This is a genomic window from Mesorhizobium sp. J18, from assembly GCF_007829525.1.
Lineage (GTDB): Bacteria > Pseudomonadota > Alphaproteobacteria > Rhizobiales > Rhizobiaceae > VLJP01.
The window spans coordinates 108797-126196 of sequence record NZ_VLJP01000012.1 but is presented as its reverse complement, the minus strand read 5'-3'; the positions used below and the strand labels follow the sequence as shown (position 1 = coordinate 126196).

The following is a 17400-nucleotide window of genomic DNA, read 5'->3' as shown; positions in this document are numbered from 1 at the left end:
GATGTCCATTCTCGTCAACAAAGACACCAAGGTTCTCGTCCAGGGGCTCACCGGCAATACCGGCTCGTTCCATACCGAGCAGGCGCTTGCCTATTACGGCACCAAGATGGTTGGCGGCGTCCATCCGAAAAAGGGTGGAACGACCTGGGACGGAAGCGTGCCGCTGCCGATTTTCGCGACCGTCGCCGAGGGCAAGGAAAAGACCGGCGCCAATGCCTCGGTCATCTATGTGCCACCGGCAGGTGCTGCGGCTGCAATCATCGAGGCAATCGAGGCGGAGATTCCCTTGATCGTCTGCATTACCGAGGGCATTCCGGTCATGGACATGGTTAAGGTGAAGGCCAAGCTCGAAAAATCGAAATCACGCCTGATCGGCCCGAATTGCCCCGGCGTGCTGACGCCGAACGAATGCAAGATCGGCATCATGCCGGGCAACATCTTCAAGAAGGGTTCGGTGGGCGTTGTTTCGCGCTCGGGCACGCTTACATATGAAGCCGTGTTCCAGACGACGAATGAAGGGCTTGGACAAACGACTGCGGTCGGCATCGGCGGCGATCCGGTGAAAGGCACGGAGTTCATCGACGTGCTCGAAATGTTCCTCGCCGACGACGAAACCGAATCCATCATCATGATCGGCGAGATTGGCGGTTCGGCGGAAGAGGATGCCGCGCAGTTCATCAAGGACGAGGCTAGGAAAGGCCGGAAGAAGCCGATGGCGGGCTTCATTGCCGGCCGCACCGCGCCTCCGGGACGGACGATGGGACATGCCGGTGCGGTCATTTCCGGCGGCAAAGGCGGTGCCGAGGACAAGATCACGGCCATGGAATCGGCCGGCATCAAGGTATCGCCTTCCCCCGCCCGGCTGGGCAAGACACTGGTCGAGGCGATCAAGGGCTGAAGGGGCAATCGGCAGTAGGCAATAGGCAGTCGGGTGCCGACCTGCCGAAGACCGACTGCCGATCAAAAGGAGACGGAGCGGCAGGCTCCGATGAAGAGATGGCACGGCAGGATCAGGCCAACGACGAATTCTCCCTCACCTCGTTCCTCTATGGCGGCAATGCCGCCTATATCGAGGAGCTCTATTCAAAATATCAGGACGATCCGGCTTCGGTCGATGACGGCTGGCGAACCTTCTTCGGCGAATTGAAGGACAATGCCGCCGATGTGAAGAAGAGCGCAGCCGGCGCGTCCTGGAAAAAGCCGAACTGGCCAATAACCGCCAATGGCGAACTGGTTTCGGCACTGGATGGCAATTGGGGTGAGGTCGAGCGGCATTTCGACGGCAAGGTCAAGCAGAAGGCTGCCGAAGGCGGCGTCGCCCTGAGCGACCGGGAAGCGCTGCAGGCGACGCGGGATTCGGTGCGGGCCATCATGATGATCCGCGCCTACCGCATGCGCGGCCACCTCCACGCCAATCTCGACCCGCTGGGGCTGGCCAAGCCCCTAGAGGACTACAACGAGCTCTCACCGGAAGCCTATGGCTTCACGGAGGCCGATTACGATCGCAAGATTTTCATCGACAATGTGCTCGGGCTCGAATTCGCGACCATTCGCGAAATGCTCGATATCCTGAAGCGCACCTACTGCTCGACGCTCGGCGTCGAGTTCATGCATATCTCCAATCCCGAGGAAAAGGCCTGGATCCAGGAGCGCATCGAAGGTCCGGACAAGGGCGTTGCCTTCACCGATGTGGGCAAGAAGGCGATCCTGCAGAAGCTTATCGAGGCGGAAGGCTTCGAGCAGTTTCTCGATGTGAAGTACAAGGGCACGAAGCGCTTCGGCCTCGACGGCGGTGAATCGCTGATCCCCGCCCTCGAGCAGATCATCAAGCGCGGCGGCTCGCTGGGGCTCACCGAGATCGTGCTCGGCATGGCCCATCGCGGACGTCTGAACGTGCTTTCCCAGGTCATGGGCAAGCCGCACCGGGCCATTTTCCATGAATTCAAGGGCGGTTCCTTCGCGCCCGACGATGTGGAAGGCTCCGGAGACGTGAAGTACCACCTCGGTGCCTCCTCCGATCGCGAGTTCGACGGCAACAAGGTGCATCTGTCGCTGACCGCCAATCCCTCGCATCTGGAAATCGTCAATCCGGTCGTCATGGGCAAGGCCCGTGCCAAGCAGGATCAGGTCTTCGGCCGCAAGCGCGAGGAGGTCGTGCCCCAGGCGGAAAGGGCCAAGGTACTGCCCTTGCTGATCCACGGCGACGCGGCCTTTGCGGGACAGGGCGTTGTGGCGGAATGCTTCGGCCTTTCCGGCCTGCGCGGCCACCGCGTCGGCGGGACGGTCCATTTCATCATCAACAACCAGATCGGCTTCACGACGAATCCGCGCTTCTCGCGCTCCTCGCCTTACCCCTCGGATGTCGCAAAGATGATCGAGGCGCCGATCTTCCACGTCAACGGTGACGATCCCGAAGCCTGCGTCTATGCGGCCAAGGTGGCGATCGAATTCCGCATGCGCTTCCAGAAGCCTGTTGTCATCGACATGTTCTGCTATCGCCGTTTCGGCCATAACGAAGGCGACGAACCGGCATTCACGCAGCCAATCATGTATCGGACCATCAAGTCGCACAAGACGACGGTGCAGCTCTATGGGCAGAAACTGATCGACGAGGGACTGATAACCGAGCAGGAAATCGACGAGATGAGGGCCGGCTGGCGTGCCCATCTCGAAAGCGAGTTTGAAACCGGACAGTCCTACAAGCCCAACAAGGCAGACTGGCTCGACGGCGTCTGGTCCGGCCTCAGAAGCGCCGACAACGAGGACGAGCAGCGTCGGGGCAAAACCGGCGTGCCCATCAAGATGCTGAAGGAAATCGGCCGCAAGCTGACCGAGGTGCCGAAGGATTTCGAGGTTCATCGGACCGCCAAGCGTTTCCTCGACAATCGCAGAAAGATGATCGAATCCGGAGAGGATATCGACTGGGCGACCGCCGAGGCGCTGGCTTTCGGTTCCATTCTCATGGAAGGCAACCCCGTCCGCCTTTCAGGCCAGGATTCGGAGCGCGGCACTTTCTCGCAGCGTCATTCGGTGCTTTACGATCAGCGCGATGAAAGACGCTATATCCCCCTCAACAATCTCGGGCCGCAGCAAGCCAATTACGAGGTTGTCAACTCGATGCTTTCGGAAGAAGCCGTGCTCGGCTTCGAATACGGCTACTCATTGGCCGAACCCCGCGCCCTGACCTTGTGGGAAGCGCAGTTCGGGGATTTCGCCAATGGCGCCCAGGTCGTCTTTGACCAGTTCATCTCTTCGGGCGAGCGGAAGTGGCTGCGCATGTCGGGCCTCGTCTGCCTGCTTCCGCATGGCTATGAAGGCCAGGGGCCGGAGCATTCCTCCGCACGTCTGGAGCGCTTCCTGCAGATGTGCGCGGAAGACAATATGCAGGTTGCCAATTGCACGACGCCCGCGAACTATTTCCACATCCTGCGCCGGCAGTTGAAGCGTGACTTCCGCAAGCCGCTTATCTTGATGACGCCGAAGTCGCTCCTTCGCCACAAGCGGGCAGTCTCCAATCTTTCGGAAATGGCGGGGGACAGCACCTTCCATCGCCTGCTGTGGGACGACGCGCAAACCCTCAAGAACCAGGCCGTCAAGCTGGTCAGGGATTCCAAGATCCGCCGCGTCGTGCTGTGCACCGGCAAGGTCTATTACGACCTTTACGAAGAGCGCGAGAAGCGCGGCATAGATGATATCTATCTCCTGCGCATCGAGCAGCTCTACCCCTTTCCGGCCAAGGCCCTGATCAACGAATTGTCGCGCTTCAAGAATGCCGAGATGGTCTGGTGCCAGGAAGAGCCGAAGAACATGGGCGCCTGGGCATTCATCGATCCCTATCTGGAATGGGTGCTGGCGCATATCGATGCCAAGCACAAGCGCGTACGCTACACCGGACGTCCGGCGGCCGCTTCGCCGGCGACCGGTCTCATGTCGAAGCATCTCGCCCAGCTCGAAGCGTTCCTGGAAGACGCCCTCGGCAACTGACACGGCCAAGCAGAGAAGACGGAAAACAGATCAATGGCTACTGAAATCCGCGTTCCCACTCTCGGTGAATCCGTGACCGAGGCGACGATAGGCCGCTGGTTCAAGCAGGCCGGCGAGTCAATTGCCGCAGACGAACCGATCGTGGAATTGGAGACCGACAAGGTAACGATCGAAGTGCCGGCCCCCGCGGCCGGCACCCTTGACGAGATCACGGCGAAGGAAGGCGAGACCGTGGAAGTCGGCGCTCTTCTGGGAATGATCGCTGACGGAAAAAGCGGCACCGCACCATCCAAGGCCGCCAAGGCTTCCGATGCCGCCACGGCGCAACAGGAGCCTGCCCAGACCCCCGAGAAGGCATCCGCCGCAGCGGAGAAATCCGATGCCGGCAAGCTGGTTGAGGTGAAGGTGCCTTCCGCCGGGGAATCGGTAACGGAGGCTCAGGTGGGCTCCGTATACAAGAAGGTCGGCGACGCGGTGAAGACAGACGAGCCGATCCTCGAGCTGGAGACCGACAAGGCAGCGCAGGAGGTGATGTCGCCGGTTGACGGCGTGATCCGCGAGATCGTGGTCGCTAGCGGCGACGAAGTGAAGGTGGGCGCTTTGCTGGTTCGAATCGAGCAGGGTGCCGCCGCCGGCGAAAAGTCCGGGGCGATAGCTCAAGCCGCAGGGGAGGCCGGCGCCCGGGTCCAGCGTGAGGCGGAGGAGAAGACGGCTGCGGTTGGCGGCGAACCGCAGATCGAGGAGCGTCGTCCGCCGGCGCCCTCCGCAGCCAAGATGATGCAGGAGAAGGGTTTGAGTGCTTCCGATGTTACCGGCTCCGGCAAGGACGGCCAGATCCTGAAGGGCGACGTGCTCGCCGCGATCGAAAGCGGCGCGGCTCGGGGCCGTGGGGCGCCCAGCGAACCGGCCGAGTCTCCCAAGGTTGCTCGTGCGCCCTCGTCTGCCGGTGACGAAGCGCGCGAGGAACGGGTGAAAATGACCCGACTGCGCCAGACCATCGCCCGCCGGCTCAAGGATGCACAGAACACGGCCGCCATGCTCACCACCTTCAACGAGGTGGACATGACTGCCGTCATGGACCTGCGCAAGAAGTACAAGGACCTCTTCGAGAAGAAGCATGGCGTGAAGCTCGGCTTCATGGGCTTCTTCACCAAGGCCGTATGCTACGCGCTGAAGGAGATTCCTGCCGTCAATGCCGAGATCGACGGCACGGACATCATCTACAAGAACTACTGCCATATCGGCGTCGCTGTCGGCACCGACAAGGGCCTTGTCGTGCCGGTCGTGCGCGATGCGGATCGTATGGGCATCGCCGAGATCGAGAAGGAGATCGGCCGGCTCGGCGCGGCGGCGCGCGACGGCAAGCTGGCGCTCGCCGACATGCAGGGCGGCACCTTCACCATCTCCAATGGCGGCGTCTACGGCTCGCTCATGTCCACGCCCATCCTCAACGCCCCGCAATCGGGCATTCTGGGCATGCACAAGATCCAGGAGCGACCGATGGTCCTAGGCGGACAGATCGTTGTCCGCCCGATGATGTACCTGGCGCTCTCCTATGACCACCGGATCGTCGACGGCAAGGAAGCCGTGACCTTCCTCGTACGCGTCAAGGAAGTCCTCGAAGATCCCGAAAGACTGGTTCTCGACCTCTAGGCCGTATGGTGTGACGATGGCCTTGGCTGCCCCGGTCGAAACAAAGACCCTTCTCGTGACAGGGGGCTCGCGCGGAATCGGCGCGGCCACGGCCAGACTCGCTGCTGAGGCTGGCTATCGCGTCGCCCTCAGCTATGTTTCAGACGAGCRGGCGGCMARGGSGKTAGCCGCGGATATCGGATCCAAGGGAGGCGAAGCCTTGGCCATCCGCGGTGATGTCGGCAATGAAGAGGATGTTCTGGCGCTGTTCCAGGCTATAGATCAGCGCTTCGGCAGACTTGATGCCCTGGTCAACAATGCCGGCGTGGTGGATCGGAAGGCCCGCATCGATGAAATGGACCTCGCGCGCCTGGAGCGCATGATGCGCATCAATGTGATCGGGTCGCTGCTTTGCGCCCGCGAGGCTGTGCGGCGCATGTCCACGAAGAATGGAGGAAAGGGCGGCGTTATCGTCAATGTTTCCTCCATGGCCGCGATTCTGGGCGGGCCGGGCGAATATGTGGACTACGCCGCGTCGAAAGGCGCAATTGATACCTTCACCATTGGCCTGTCGCGGGAGGTCGCGGCGGAAGGCATCCGCGTCAATGCGGTGCGGCCGGGCCTCATAGAGACGGAAATCCATGCCTCCGGCGGGCAGCCCGACCGTATCGCCCGCTTGGCCGGCACCGTTCCGATGCAGCGGGCAGGCACTGCCGAAGAGGTCGCAGAAGCCATTTTATGGCTTCTTTCCGACAAGGCGTCATACGCTACGGGCGCTCTCCTGAACATCAGCGGCGGCCGCTGAGCCGCGATTTAAGAGGAAGAATGATGGCTTACGATGTGGTGGTGATCGGAACGGGCCCGGGAGGCTATGTCTGCGCCATCAAGGCTGCACAGCTTGGTCTCAAGACGGCCGTGATCGAGAAGTGGGCAACCCATGGCGGAACCTGCGTCAATGTCGGCTGCATCCCCTCGAAAGCCCTACTCCATGCCTCCGAAGCGTTTATGGAGGCCGGCCATTCCTTCGCCGAACTCGGGGTCGATGTCGGCACGCCGAAGCTCAACCTGAAGAAGATGCTGGAGCACAAGAACAGGACCGTCGAGCAGAACACCAAGGGCCTCGACTTCCTGATGAAGAAGAACAAGATCGACGTCTTCCGGGGCACCGGCAAGGTTCTCGGCCAGGGCAAGGTCGGTGTTGCCGGCGAGGATGGCAAGGTGCAGGAAATCGAGACCAAGAACATCGTCATCGCCACTGGCTCGGAGGTTGCAGGCATTCCCGGCGTCGACGTCAAGTTCGACGAAAAAGTGATCATCTCCTCGACCGGCGCCCTCGAATTGGCCAAGGTGCCCGACAGCATGATCGTGGTCGGCGGCGGCGTGATTGGATTGGAGCTTGGATCCGTATGGGCGCGACTCGGTGCCAAGGTCACCGTGGTGGAATATCTCGACACCATCCTTGGTGGCATGGACGGCGAGGTGGCCAAGCAGTTCCAGCGCCTGCTTGCCAAGCAGGGCTTTGAATTCCGGCTCGGCGCCAAGGTTACGGACGTATCCAAAGCGAAAAAGGGGGCCAAGGTGACCTTCGAGCCCGCCAAGGGCGGCGACGCGGAGACGCTTGAGGCGGATGTGGTCCTGGTCGCCACCGGCCGCAAACCCTATACGGAGGGCCTCGGTCTCCAGGAAGCTGGCATTGAGGTGGACGACCGCGGCCGTGTGAAAACGGATCACCATCTGCGCACTAACATATCCGGCATCTATGCCATCGGCGACGTGATCGCAGGGCCGATGCTGGCGCACAAGGCCGAAGAGGAAGGCGTCGCGGTAGCCGAGATCATCGCTGGCCAGGCCGGGCATGTGAACTACAATGTGATTCCGAGCGTCGTCTATACCAGCCCGGAAGTCGCATCCATAGGCAAGACGGAAGAGGAGTTGAAGAAGGCCGGCGTGGAATATGCGGTCGGCAAATTCCCCTTCACCGCCAATGGCCGCGCCCGCGCCATGCTGCATACGGACGGATTCGTGAAGATCCTGGCCGACAGGAAGACGGACCGTGTGCTCGGTGTACACATCGTCGGTTTTGGGGCCGGCGAGATGATCCACGAGGCGGCGGTGCTGATGGAGTTCGGCGGCTCGTCCGAGGACCTGGCCCGTACCTGCCATGCCCATCCGACGATGTCGGAAGCGGTGAAGGAAGCGGCGCTCGGCGCATTCGCGAAACCGATCCACATCTGACGCCCCTGCTTCCTCAAACAAAAAACGCGGCCGTGGCGGCCGCGCTTTTTCCTTCTATGATATATAGGCCTTACTGCTCCTGTGCCGGCGTGGTCGAAGTGCCCGTGTCTTCGGGAGCATCCGTGTCGGTACCAGTGCCTGCACCGGTTCCGGTAGCGCCGCCCGCCGCTCCGCTGTCGGTATCAGGCGCGGTAGTACCTGTATCCGTGCCCGAAGCGCCCGAATCCGCCGCATCGGAACCGGTGTCGCCGGGCGCTGGCGCGGCCGTGCCGCCGCTTTCAGGTGTCACGGTGGATTCGCTGCCCGTCTCCGGCGCAGTGGTCTCCGATCCGCCTAAATAAGCTCCGCCGCCAAAAGCCAGGAACAATATGACCAATATGGCCGCTATGATGGCAGCGACGATGACGCCGCTACTGCCCCCGCTCTGGACGACAGTCTGATTGGCGGGCGACCCGGGCGGCGCGGCCGCAGGGTCCGGCGCAGGCTTGTTCGGATCGCGATCTCTGTCGAATTCCGCCATAACACTCTCCCTCTGTCAGGTCTGGGTGGACCTAAACGCGTAAGAGGGATCATCAGTTCCCTGCGGAAAGCGTGCTGTGAAAGCCACGGTGCCCGATACTATCGGGCTCCGTGATTAAAACGCCTTACTTTAGTGTCGGACGCGATCCGGAGCGGTCTAGTCGGTCTGTTCCGGAGTCGTAACGGTGGTGGCTGACGAAGCTTCGGCCTTCGTCTCAGAGGTCGACATGGCCTTTTTCTCGCTGGCAACGCTCGCCACTGTGAGATCCTTGTCGACGCTGGCACTGACGCGGTGGCCAGCACATTCCGCATAAGCCCCGGTAACGGAGAGGCCGAGTGCGGCTGCAATCAGGAGCGCTCGTTTCATCCTCAATTCCTTTCCTGACGACTTTACGCAAGGAAAGGTATCAGCGATGCGGCTCGTGCACAAATCACGCTTTGTTCAGACATCCCTGCGGATCATGCTCACTCGACCGCCGTCACCCGATACCCGGCGTCTCGCAGAAGCTCTACGAGACCTTCATCGCCCGGCAGATGGAGGGCACCCACAGCTATGAAGGCTCTGCCCTTCTCGATGATCGGAACGGCCCGTTCAGCCATCAGGCGGTTTCTAGCCTTGACGATAGCCTCATCGAATTTGGCATAGGCCGATTCGTCGCCGTCCTGTGATGGAATGGCGGCATGAAACAGCGGCCAGAACATGCCGGTATCGCCTGATTTGTAGAGGACGATCATCGTCTCGATGACATCATCAATCCGATCGCCCAGTTTCAAAGTATCGACGAGCCCGCGAATATGAAGCTCCATCGGCAGCGAAGCCATCGCCGAAAGTTGCTCGGTTACGCTCTCAAGCCCCAGCAGTACCTTGCCTTTGCTCTGGGCCTCGGCGGCAAGCGTGACGTCGAGAACGGGCGCTCCCGTGCTCTTGCGGGCCAGTTCACAGGCCGGCAGCGACACCAGCGAAATCAGCATCCACGGCTTCATCTTCTGCACGCTTGCCGGGGGGATGCCGCGCTCCTTGAGAGCCTCCTCAACCACTTTCGCATCGTCCGGCGTCAGATACTCTCCCAGCGTGGAGCCATCCGTGAACATCATGAGATCAGGCCGATGGAGCATGGCGGCAGTCATCGTCTTCTGATCGAGCACATCTGTGGTCTCTATGGCCACCCTGCGGGAAACATCCAGGGCGGCCTGCGCCTCAGCCGGCAATTCCAGCACGCGCGGATCGGTCATATGCATCGTACCGAAGAGATAGGAGGGCGGGCTGCCATTCTTCTCGATCTTCCAAAGCAGTCCCTTGCCGTTTGGTGCTTTCTTCGCTTCGGCACGGACCTGGGCAAGCTTCGCCGGATCGTTTTTGGCGAGTTCGGCGGTGATGTCCTTTCCCTTGCATCGGGGCGTGTCGGCCCGGGTATCGCCTGTCACCAGCACGATCGCGGTCACCAGCGACATTAAAAACAGAATATGGATGGCAGCGCCGAGCCGAAGCGACGCTGCCGCAAGGCGATCCGAAATGGCGATCCCGAATTTCATGACAATGATGACTAGCGACGAAAGAAAGCCAAATCGTTAAGCGGCGGAAAGGTTTGGAGCTGACGACAACTCCCTTTAAAGCTCATGCGCGTGGATGCGCAGCATCGTAGATTTCGAGCAGCCGGGCGGTATCCACGGCCGTATAGATCTGCGTCGTCGAGAGGCTCGCATGTCCCAACAGTTCCTGGATGGCACGCAGATCCCCGCCACGCCCGAGAAGGTGAGTGGCAAAGGAATGACGCAACGCGTGCGGGGTCGCCGTGTCGGGCAGATTGAGGGCGGCGCGCATCTTCTTCATCTCGCGCTGAATGATGGCCGGCTGCAGTGCACCGCCGCGCGCACCGCGGAAAAGCGGCCCACCGGCCGGGAGATGAAAAGGGCAGAGCCGGCGATATTCGGCTACCGCCTTCAAGGCGACAGGAAGCACCGGCACCACGCGGATCTTGCCGCCCTTGCCCGTCACGCGCAAGGTCGTTTCGCCGTCCGAAGCCAGTTCTGCCCCGGAAAGTCCCAACGCTTCCGAGATGCGCAGCCCGGAGCCATAAAGCAGCGTGAGGACAGCCGCGTTTCTGGCCGCGATCCAGGGCTCCTCGGCAAGTTGTCCCTCACTCGAGACTGCCCGCCGTGCATCGGCCGAAGTCAGCGGCTTAGGCAGGGATTTCGGCTGCTTCGGTGCCCGTAGCGCTGCCGCTCCGGCCGCATTCGCCAAGCCGCGCCGTTCCAGGAAACGCAGGAAGGAACGGATCCCGGCCAGGCCTCGCCCGAGGGATCGGGCACCCGCCCCTGCGGATCGGCGAAAGGCTAGAAAAGCCCGCAGATCTGCCGGCCTGAGATCGGCAATGTCGGAAAGTCCGGGAGGCCCACCACAATGCCCCGTGATGAATTGCAGGAATTGCCGCGTGTCGCGCTCATAAGCCTCGACGGTCAGGGCGGAAAGGCGGCGCTCCCTGGCCAGCGCATTCAGCCATTCCTGCCTCGCATTCTGTAGATCGGTCTTTGCCGATATGAGAAATTCCTGCACGTCGGCCCTTTCGGAGGGATGCCTGGTCAAATCTATGTCTGGCACCGGTTATCATCGGGTGAAGAGCGGCGGGTTGAATTGAAAAAGCCGCAAACTGCCGATAGAGCGGCAGGAGGCGCAATGAGGACCTGATCCATGTCCAGGCATCCAAGACTGGAAAATCCTGTTCAGATGGCCGTGATAGGCGCGCCGCACGGCATTTCGGGAGAAGTGCGCGTGAAGACCTTCACCGGCGATCCGATGGCGCTCGGCGCCTACGGCCCGTTGCAGACGGAAGATGGACGCATTTTCACCGTAACCTCGGTCCGGCCCGCCAAGAATATCGTTGTCGTCCGCTTCGGGGAAGTGAAGGACCGCACCGCGGCCGAGGCGCTGACCGGCCTGGCGCTCTATGTGGACCGCTCGTCGCTGCCGACCGATCTCGAGGACGATGAATACTACCATGCGGACCTCATCGGCCTGCTGGTCATCGATGAGACCGGAGAGAAGGTGGGAAAAGTCGCTGCCGTCCATGATTTCGGAGCCGGCAGCATAATAGAGATCACGCTGCCTTCCGGTCGGTCCACAATGGTCCCCTTCACCAGGACGGCCGTTCCCGAAGTTGATCTCGCGGAAGGAATGATCCGTGTCGACAGCCTTGCCGCCGGGCTGGAAGAGGAGCCGGAAGCCGCTCATGGGTCGGACGAGGAAAGCCATCATTTCGATCCCACAAGCCGGCCCCGCGGACCGAGTGCGGCAGGAGGAAACCGGTGAGCTTCCACGCTACGGTTCTGACGCTCTATCCTGAAATGTTTCCGGGGCCACTTGGCCTTTCACTGGCCGGACGGGCCCTTGACGAAGGCATCTGGAAATTGAAGACGGTCCAGATCCGCAATTTCGCGGTGGACAGGCACCGTTCGGTAGACGACACGCCGGCCGGCGGCGGCGCCGGCATGGTCATGCGCGCCGACGTGCTGGCGAGGGCGATCGACCATTCTTTGGAAAAGGATGATCCGCGGCCGAGGCTCCTGATGAGCCCGCGCGGGAAGACCCTGACCCAGAAACGTGTCCGGGAACTGGCTGCCGGCCCCGGCGTCCTCATCCTGTGCGGACGTTTCGAAGGCGTCGACCAGCGGCTCATCGAAGCGCGAAGGCTGGAGGAGATCTCGATCGGCGACTACATACTCTCGGGCGGCGAGCCGGCAGCGCTCGTCCTTCTTGATGCGGTGATCCGCCTCCTGCCCGGCGTCATGGGCAACGAAAATTCAGGCATCACCGAGAGCTTCGAGCACGGCCTTCTGGAGCATCCGCACTATACGCGTCCGCAGGAATTCGAAGGGCGCCGCATTCCGGAAGTGCTGACTTCCGGCAACCATGCCCATATCGAAGCCTGGCGCAGGCAGGAAGCGGAGCGGCTGACGCGCGAGCGCAGGCCCGATCTGCTGCCCGAGCCGGATCAGGGCCAGACGAAGTAATAGGCCGCCAGGAAAAGACCTGTCCCGATCACGAACAGGCGCACCGCGATCTGCGGCACGCGCTTGGCCGTCCACACCCCGGCATAGCCGCCCAGCGCCACCCCCGGTATCAGAAGAAGCGCATGCAGCCATGATATGACGCCGCCGGAGACGAAAACGATGATCGCAACCGCGGCAATAACGATGGATAAAAGGTTCTTGAGCGCATTGAGGTGGTGATAGTCACCGCTTTGCGTCAGACCAAGGGTGGCGAGCATCATCACACCCATCCCGGCCCCGAAGAAGCCGCCATAGATGGCAGTCACCAATTGGACAAGGGAACCCATGATGGAGCCCCCTCCGAATATCTTCGCATCAGGCCGGGGCTTGGGCTTCAGCCAGGGACCAGCGGCAAACAAGGCCGTCGCGGCCAGAAGCAGCCAAGGTACCATGGCGCGGAAAGACGGATTGTCGAGCGCGAGAAGGATCAGGGCCCCCAGAAGCGCTCCTATGATCGAGACAGCGGCGAGCAGCAAGGCGCTGCGCCAGATGCGCCTTATGTCGCTCCAATAGGCAAGCGTCGAGGTGACGTAGCCAGGGAATTGCGAGATGGACGAGGTGGCGTTCGCCGCGATAGGCGGCACGCCAGCAAGGCTCATCGCCCCGAAAGTGATGAAGGTGCCGCCGCCGGCCACGGCGTTGACGACACCGGAGAGGAAGCCCGCGAGGAGCAGGAGGAGGATTTCGATAATATTCAAAGCCGTATCTGCCTGTCGAAAATCAGGTGAAGCCGTAGAGGCGGGAAAGACAGGATGCAAGACCGGTAGTTGACGAGGGATGCGCCTTTGGGACGCAGGCGGAAAATCCGCGTCATGCAGCGCTCGTGGACAAAGGATAGCTGTAGTTCGACTGCGGCGACAGTGGCGAAGCCGAGCAGACTTCCTTGGCAGCCGACCTTTCGCATCGCAGCGATAGGGAAGTTTTGAAGTAACGCCAGGGTCGAAGGCCGTTCCAGCCGTCAGCGGTCGGTTATGATCTTCACCCGGTCGCCTGCCGACAGCGTGGCTCCTGGCCCCAACGCATTCAGAAGCCGGAAAAGCTCGAGCTTGCGATCCACCCCCACCATTTGCGCGGCAAAGGTCGCCACATTCTGTCCGGGGCCGACGGTCAGAACGCGAACTCTCAGTGGCTTCAGCGCTTCCTTCTCTGCCTCGGTCATGACACGGAAGCTGCCGCTGACGGCACGGGCGGTCGGTTCGAGCGCGGTACTGTTGAGAGGCGCGGCCGTCAGGAGGCGGTAGACCTGCGGGCCCGCGCGGATCACCGTCACGTCGAACTGCCAGCCATCGGCGCGTGCATGCGCCGTCGCGGCCTCATTACCGTTGATGGTGGTGCCGCGGACCGTCCGCGGATCGAGGCCCGAGACCCAGCCGCTGGTGAGATAGTCGGTCAGCGCCAAGCGCTCTGACACGGACACGCCGTCAAACCGAATCGCCATATCGCCCGGACCCGCGGCAGTGACCGCGGCAGCCGAGTTGTCGATCACGAAGCCTTCAGGCACGGAGAAAGCAATGCCAAGGCGAGGGTGGAGGAAGCTCCGCCCCCGAACATAGCCCTCCTCGGGCGTGTCCCCGAACACCAGCCCGTCTATGCCGTTGAGAAACGACTCACGGTCCCGCTTGCCGATTCCGGGCGGGCCGAACTGGCGGGCATGACGCGTGGCGAGCTCGATGCGCTGGGGAGCGTTGGGATGGCTGGCAAGGAAGTCGAGGCTGGTGTCGTTAGCGCCGCTGACATTGCGGAAATCCTGGTAAGCGGCCATGGACTGAAGGAAGCGCGCCGCCGCATAGGGATCAAGCCCCGAATTGCCGACCGTGCGTATACCGATCGCATCCGCCTCCAGCTCCTGGTTGCGGGAGAACTGGGCAAGGCGCAGCTTGCCGCGAACTAGGGCCGCCTTGGCGATCTGGCTGCCGCCCAGCACCTCGGAGACGACCTGCGAGGCGAGCATCTCCTCGGCCTCTTTCTGCTGCCGCTCCAATCCGTGATTTGCTGTCACATGCGCCATTTCATGGGCGAGGACCGCCGCTACCTCGGACGAATCATTGGCCAGTGCAAGCAGGCCGCGCGTGACGTAGAGATAACCTCCCGGTAGAGCGAAGGCATTCACATTGGGAGAGTTGAGGATGGTAATGCGATAAGCTTGGTTAGGTCGTTCAGGGTCGAAAACCAGTGAACCCACAACCTTTGCCACCATGCGCTCGAGCTTGGGATCGGAATATTCGCCGCCGTAGGTGGCAAGAATGCGCGGGTGCTGCTCGCGCGCGATGCTGGCCAGTCGGTCGCCACGCGTGACCGCATCGACCGTAACCGGATTCTGAGACGGCACGAATGCGTCACCGTCCGGATTCACCATCTGGCAGGCAGACAGAATTGCCGTCGCCAGCAGGCCAGCGACAGGGTGGATTCGCCGCGGAGAGCGTGCGGCGATAGGCAACGCCATCAATTTCGACGCTTTGATGGGCAGGGTCGGAATCCTTTCAGACGACCGGGCCGGAGGGCGAATCCGGCTGCTGCGATATTGGCTAGACCCTAGCCACACTCCATCGGACAAACAAGAATCCCCGGAATCACAAGGCATATTGCCTCGAATTATGTCCGCTTCCGGGCAAGAGCGGGGTCCCGATTTGCATGCCGTTCCCCTACATAGCGCGCGAAAGCATCAGGCCCATAGCCGGACAGAAAATCTTTCGCCAGCCCGACCGCTGCCACCCGTCCCTCATCGATGAAGGCGATGATTTCTGCCACGCGATCGGCATCGGCCGGATCATGGGTCGCCATGAGAACGGTCATCCCGCGCTCCGCGTGCAGTTCGGCCAGGAGATCGAGCATCTCGTCCCTGAGGGCCGGGCCGAGCGAGGCGAAAGCTTCGTCCAGAAGGAGCACAGGACGTTCACGAACAAGGACGCGGGCGAGCGCCACCCGCTGGCGCTCGCCGCCTGAAAGCTCGTGGGGAAGCCGCATCTCCTTGCCGGCAAGACCGGTACGGGCGATTGCTTGGGTGATGTCCTGGCGATCCTCCTCTGAGAGCTTCAGGGAAGGTGAGCGACCGAGGCCGACATTCGCCGCCGTGGTGAGATGGGCGAAGAGGTTGTTCTCCTGGAACACCATGGAGACCGGCCGCTTGGCTGGCGGAAGCGCCGTTACATCCGCATCCGCGATCAGGATCCTGCCGGAGGAGGGAGGCTCGAAGCCGGCGATCAGGTTGAGCATGGTAGACTTTCCCGACCCGCTGGGACCCATGATCGCAACAATGGTGCCGGGCCCTACCGAAAGGTCGAAGATCATCGGCGGCCCGCCCGGATAAGTGAAGCGGACATTGTCCAGCCTGATGGCAGCGCCGCTTGTGCCCTTGTGATCTTTCCTCACGCCCTTGCCCTTCCAAGCCGTTCCGCCGCCATCATGAGGACGAGGCACAATATTGCGAGCATAAGCGCAAGCCCCGCGGCGTCGGCCGTGCGATAGCTGCTCATGCGTGAAAGCAGGAGATAGGGCAAGGTCTGCACATTCTCGCTGCCGAAAAGGGCTATGACGCCGAGGTCGCCGAAGGAAAGCGCCATGGCGAAGGCAAGTGCGGTAGCCCCCGGCCGACGAAGGCTCGGCCAGTCGACGAGGCGGAGCCTGTTCCAGCCGGTGACGCCGAGGGAAAGACAGAGCTTTTCGTGCCGCGCGCTGGCGGCGTCATAGGCGGGCCGGATCGCCCGCACCGCGAAAGGCATGGCCATGACGGCATTGACCGTCACCACCATGAGTGGCGCGAAGGTGAAGACGTCCCCCGCATTTTGCAACAAGATAAACCATCCGGCACCGATCACGACGGGGGGTACGACCAGCACCATCGCCACGCCGCTGTCCATGAATCTTTCGGCGGGTCCGGCAGGCATGTTTCCACGCCGAAGCTCCAGCGCGCGCCTTCCCGCCACGAGAGCAAAGGAGAGGATAACGCACAGGAGTGCTGCGCTCGCCGAAAGGATCAGGCTCGTAAGGGCAGCGGCGCGCACGCTTCTTTCGCCGGCAAGACGCACAAGATCCGCCTGCAGGCCGCCCGCAACGATGGCAAGCATCGGTCCGGCGACGAACGCCAACGCGAGCAGGACAAGCACGATATTGGCGAGCGTCTCGCCGCCGTTTCGCCAGATGCGTCTGTTCGGCGCCAGGGGAAGGCTGGCATCGCCGGTCATGGATGCCCCGAGCCGCCCGAGGAACACAACGATTGCCGCCGTCAGGAGCACCTGAACCAATGTCAGTGAAACCGCGCGAGCCGGGTCGAAGTCGAAGCGCAATGCCTGATAGATCGCCACTTCCAGCGTCGTGGCGCGCGGACCGCCGCCGAGCATGAGCACGATCGCGAAGGAAGTTGCGCAGAGCATGAAAACCAGCCCGGCCACGCCCGGTATGGCGGAGCGCAGGACCGGCCATTCGATGAAGCGGAAAGAGGCCCGCGCATTCATGCCAAGCTGGGCGGCAAGCCGCCACTGTCCGGAAGGGACGCTTTCGAGTGCGCCGAGGAAGAGACGCGTCGCGAGAGGCAGATTGAAGAATACATGAGCAACCAGGATGCCGGACAGGCCGTAAATGCCTTGCCACCGCTCGCCGAAAGTTAGCGTCAGGAGGCCGGCAAAATAACCCGCCCGTCCGTAGAGGGCCAGGACCCCGAGGGCGACGACGACTGCCGGCAGGGCGAGCGGCAGGGCAAACAGCCGAAGGATGAAGGCCCGTCCGGGAAAGGACGGGTGGCGCGCCAGGGCGCGGGCGACGAAGATCGCCGGCACGACGGAAAGCAAGGTTGAAAGCAATGCCTGCCAGAGGGTGAATTGCGCGACCCGCAAGAGATAAGCATCGAATGCCGCGGTCGCGCCGTTCCAGTTCCCCGCCGCTTCCATGAGCAGCCCTCCGAGGGCGCCCAGGACGAGAAGTGCGGTTGCCGCAAGGGCGAAGATCCCGCCGGCGATGCGACCGGAGATCATCTGGGACATGTCAGAG

The 17400-nt window shown here is 62.1% G+C and carries 15 protein-coding genes; 7 read left to right on the top strand and 8 right to left on the bottom strand.

The window, feature by feature from the left end; translation table 11 throughout:
• Position 1 precedes the first annotated feature (1 nt).
• The 5 genes from sucD to lpdA all read left to right on the top strand — a co-directional run bounded on the left by sucD (position 2) and on the right by lpdA (position 7851).
• On the top strand, positions 2 to 898 hold the full coding sequence (sucD, locus tag L598_RS06540) for a succinate--CoA ligase subunit alpha (protein WP_144861164.1): 897 nt from the start codon (positions 2 to 4) through the stop codon (positions 896 to 898).
• 98 nt (positions 899 to 996) lie between these two features.
• Positions 997 to 3984, top strand: coding sequence for a 2-oxoglutarate dehydrogenase E1 component (locus L598_RS06535; protein ID WP_144861163.1), 2988 nt, complete (start codon positions 997 to 999; stop codon positions 3982 to 3984).
• A 33-nt stretch (positions 3985 to 4017) separates the two neighbouring features.
• Positions 4018 to 5637 (top strand): 2-oxoglutarate dehydrogenase complex dihydrolipoyllysine-residue succinyltransferase, encoded by a 1620-nt coding sequence (odhB, locus tag L598_RS06530; protein WP_144861162.1) that lies wholly within the window; start codon positions 4018 to 4020, stop codon positions 5635 to 5637.
• A gap of 16 nt (positions 5638 to 5653) precedes the next feature.
• Complete coding sequence (locus L598_RS06525; RefSeq protein ID WP_144861161.1) at positions 5654 to 6421, top strand: SDR family oxidoreductase; 768 nt, start codon at positions 5654 to 5656, stop codon at positions 6419 to 6421.
• A 23-nt stretch (positions 6422 to 6444) separates the two neighbouring features.
• Positions 6445 to 7851: a dihydrolipoyl dehydrogenase gene (gene lpdA, locus L598_RS06520; RefSeq protein ID WP_144861160.1), complete on the top strand. Its 1407-nt coding sequence runs from the start codon at positions 6445 to 6447 to the stop codon at positions 7849 to 7851.
• Between the two features lie 70 nt (positions 7852 to 7921).
• On the opposite strand, the gene L598_RS06515 is transcribed toward lpdA, so the two are convergent.
• From L598_RS06515 to L598_RS06500, 4 genes are all read right to left on the bottom strand, one after another.
• On the bottom strand, positions 7922 to 8371 hold the full coding sequence (locus L598_RS06515; RefSeq protein WP_144861159.1) for a hypothetical protein: 450 nt from the start codon (positions 8369 to 8371) through the stop codon (positions 7922 to 7924).
• Positions 8372 to 8527: 156 nt separating this feature from the next.
• Positions 8528 to 8737, bottom strand: coding sequence for a hypothetical protein (locus L598_RS06510; protein ID WP_144861158.1), 210 nt, complete (start codon positions 8735 to 8737; stop codon positions 8528 to 8530).
• Positions 8738 to 8835: 98 nt separating this feature from the next.
• Positions 8836 to 9903 carry a TraB/GumN family protein gene (locus tag L598_RS06505; RefSeq protein WP_144861157.1) on the bottom strand — a complete coding sequence of 356 codons (1068 nt, stop codon included), beginning with the start codon at positions 9901 to 9903 and terminating at the stop codon, positions 8836 to 8838.
• A gap of 82 nt (positions 9904 to 9985) precedes the next feature.
• Positions 9986 to 10924, bottom strand: a complete 939-nt coding sequence (locus tag L598_RS06500; RefSeq protein WP_144861156.1) for a tyrosine recombinase XerC — start codon at positions 10922 to 10924, stop codon at positions 9986 to 9988.
• Between the two features lie 135 nt (positions 10925 to 11059).
• On the opposite strand from L598_RS06500, the gene rimM reads away from it, so the two are divergent.
• Both rimM and trmD read left to right on the top strand, forming a co-directional pair.
• Positions 11060 to 11677 (top strand): ribosome maturation factor RimM, encoded by a 618-nt coding sequence (gene rimM, locus L598_RS06495; protein WP_144861155.1) that lies wholly within the window; start codon positions 11060 to 11062, stop codon positions 11675 to 11677.
• The gene (gene trmD / locus L598_RS06490; RefSeq protein WP_144861154.1) at positions 11674 to 12378 is read left to right on the top strand and encodes a tRNA (guanosine(37)-N1)-methyltransferase TrmD; all 705 of its coding nucleotides are present in this window, start codon (positions 11674 to 11676) and stop codon (positions 12376 to 12378) included. The genes rimM and trmD overlap by 4 nt, the downstream gene beginning before the upstream one ends.
• Here the strand turns inward: trmD and L598_RS06485 are convergent.
• From L598_RS06485 to thiP, 4 genes are all read right to left on the bottom strand, one after another.
• Positions 12360 to 13115 (bottom strand): sulfite exporter TauE/SafE family protein, encoded by a 756-nt coding sequence (locus tag L598_RS06485; protein WP_144861153.1) that lies wholly within the window; start codon positions 13113 to 13115, stop codon positions 12360 to 12362. The genes trmD and L598_RS06485 overlap by 19 nt on opposite strands.
• 260 nt (positions 13116 to 13375) lie before the next feature.
• Entirely contained in the window at positions 13376 to 14773 is a 1398-nt protein-coding gene (locus L598_RS06480) for a M48 family metalloprotease (protein ID WP_246658664.1), read from the bottom strand.
• Between the two features lie 236 nt (positions 14774 to 15009).
• A complete protein-coding gene (thiQ, locus tag L598_RS06475) occupies positions 15010 to 15786 on the bottom strand; it encodes a thiamine ABC transporter ATP-binding protein (RefSeq protein ID WP_281407373.1) in 777 nt (258 codons plus the stop codon).
• Positions 15783 to 17393: a thiamine/thiamine pyrophosphate ABC transporter permease gene (gene thiP, locus L598_RS21720; protein WP_144861151.1), complete on the bottom strand. Its 1611-nt coding sequence runs from the start codon at positions 17391 to 17393 to the stop codon at positions 15783 to 15785. The genes thiQ and thiP overlap by 4 nt, the downstream gene beginning before the upstream one ends.
• Positions 17394 to 17400 lie beyond the last annotated feature (7 nt).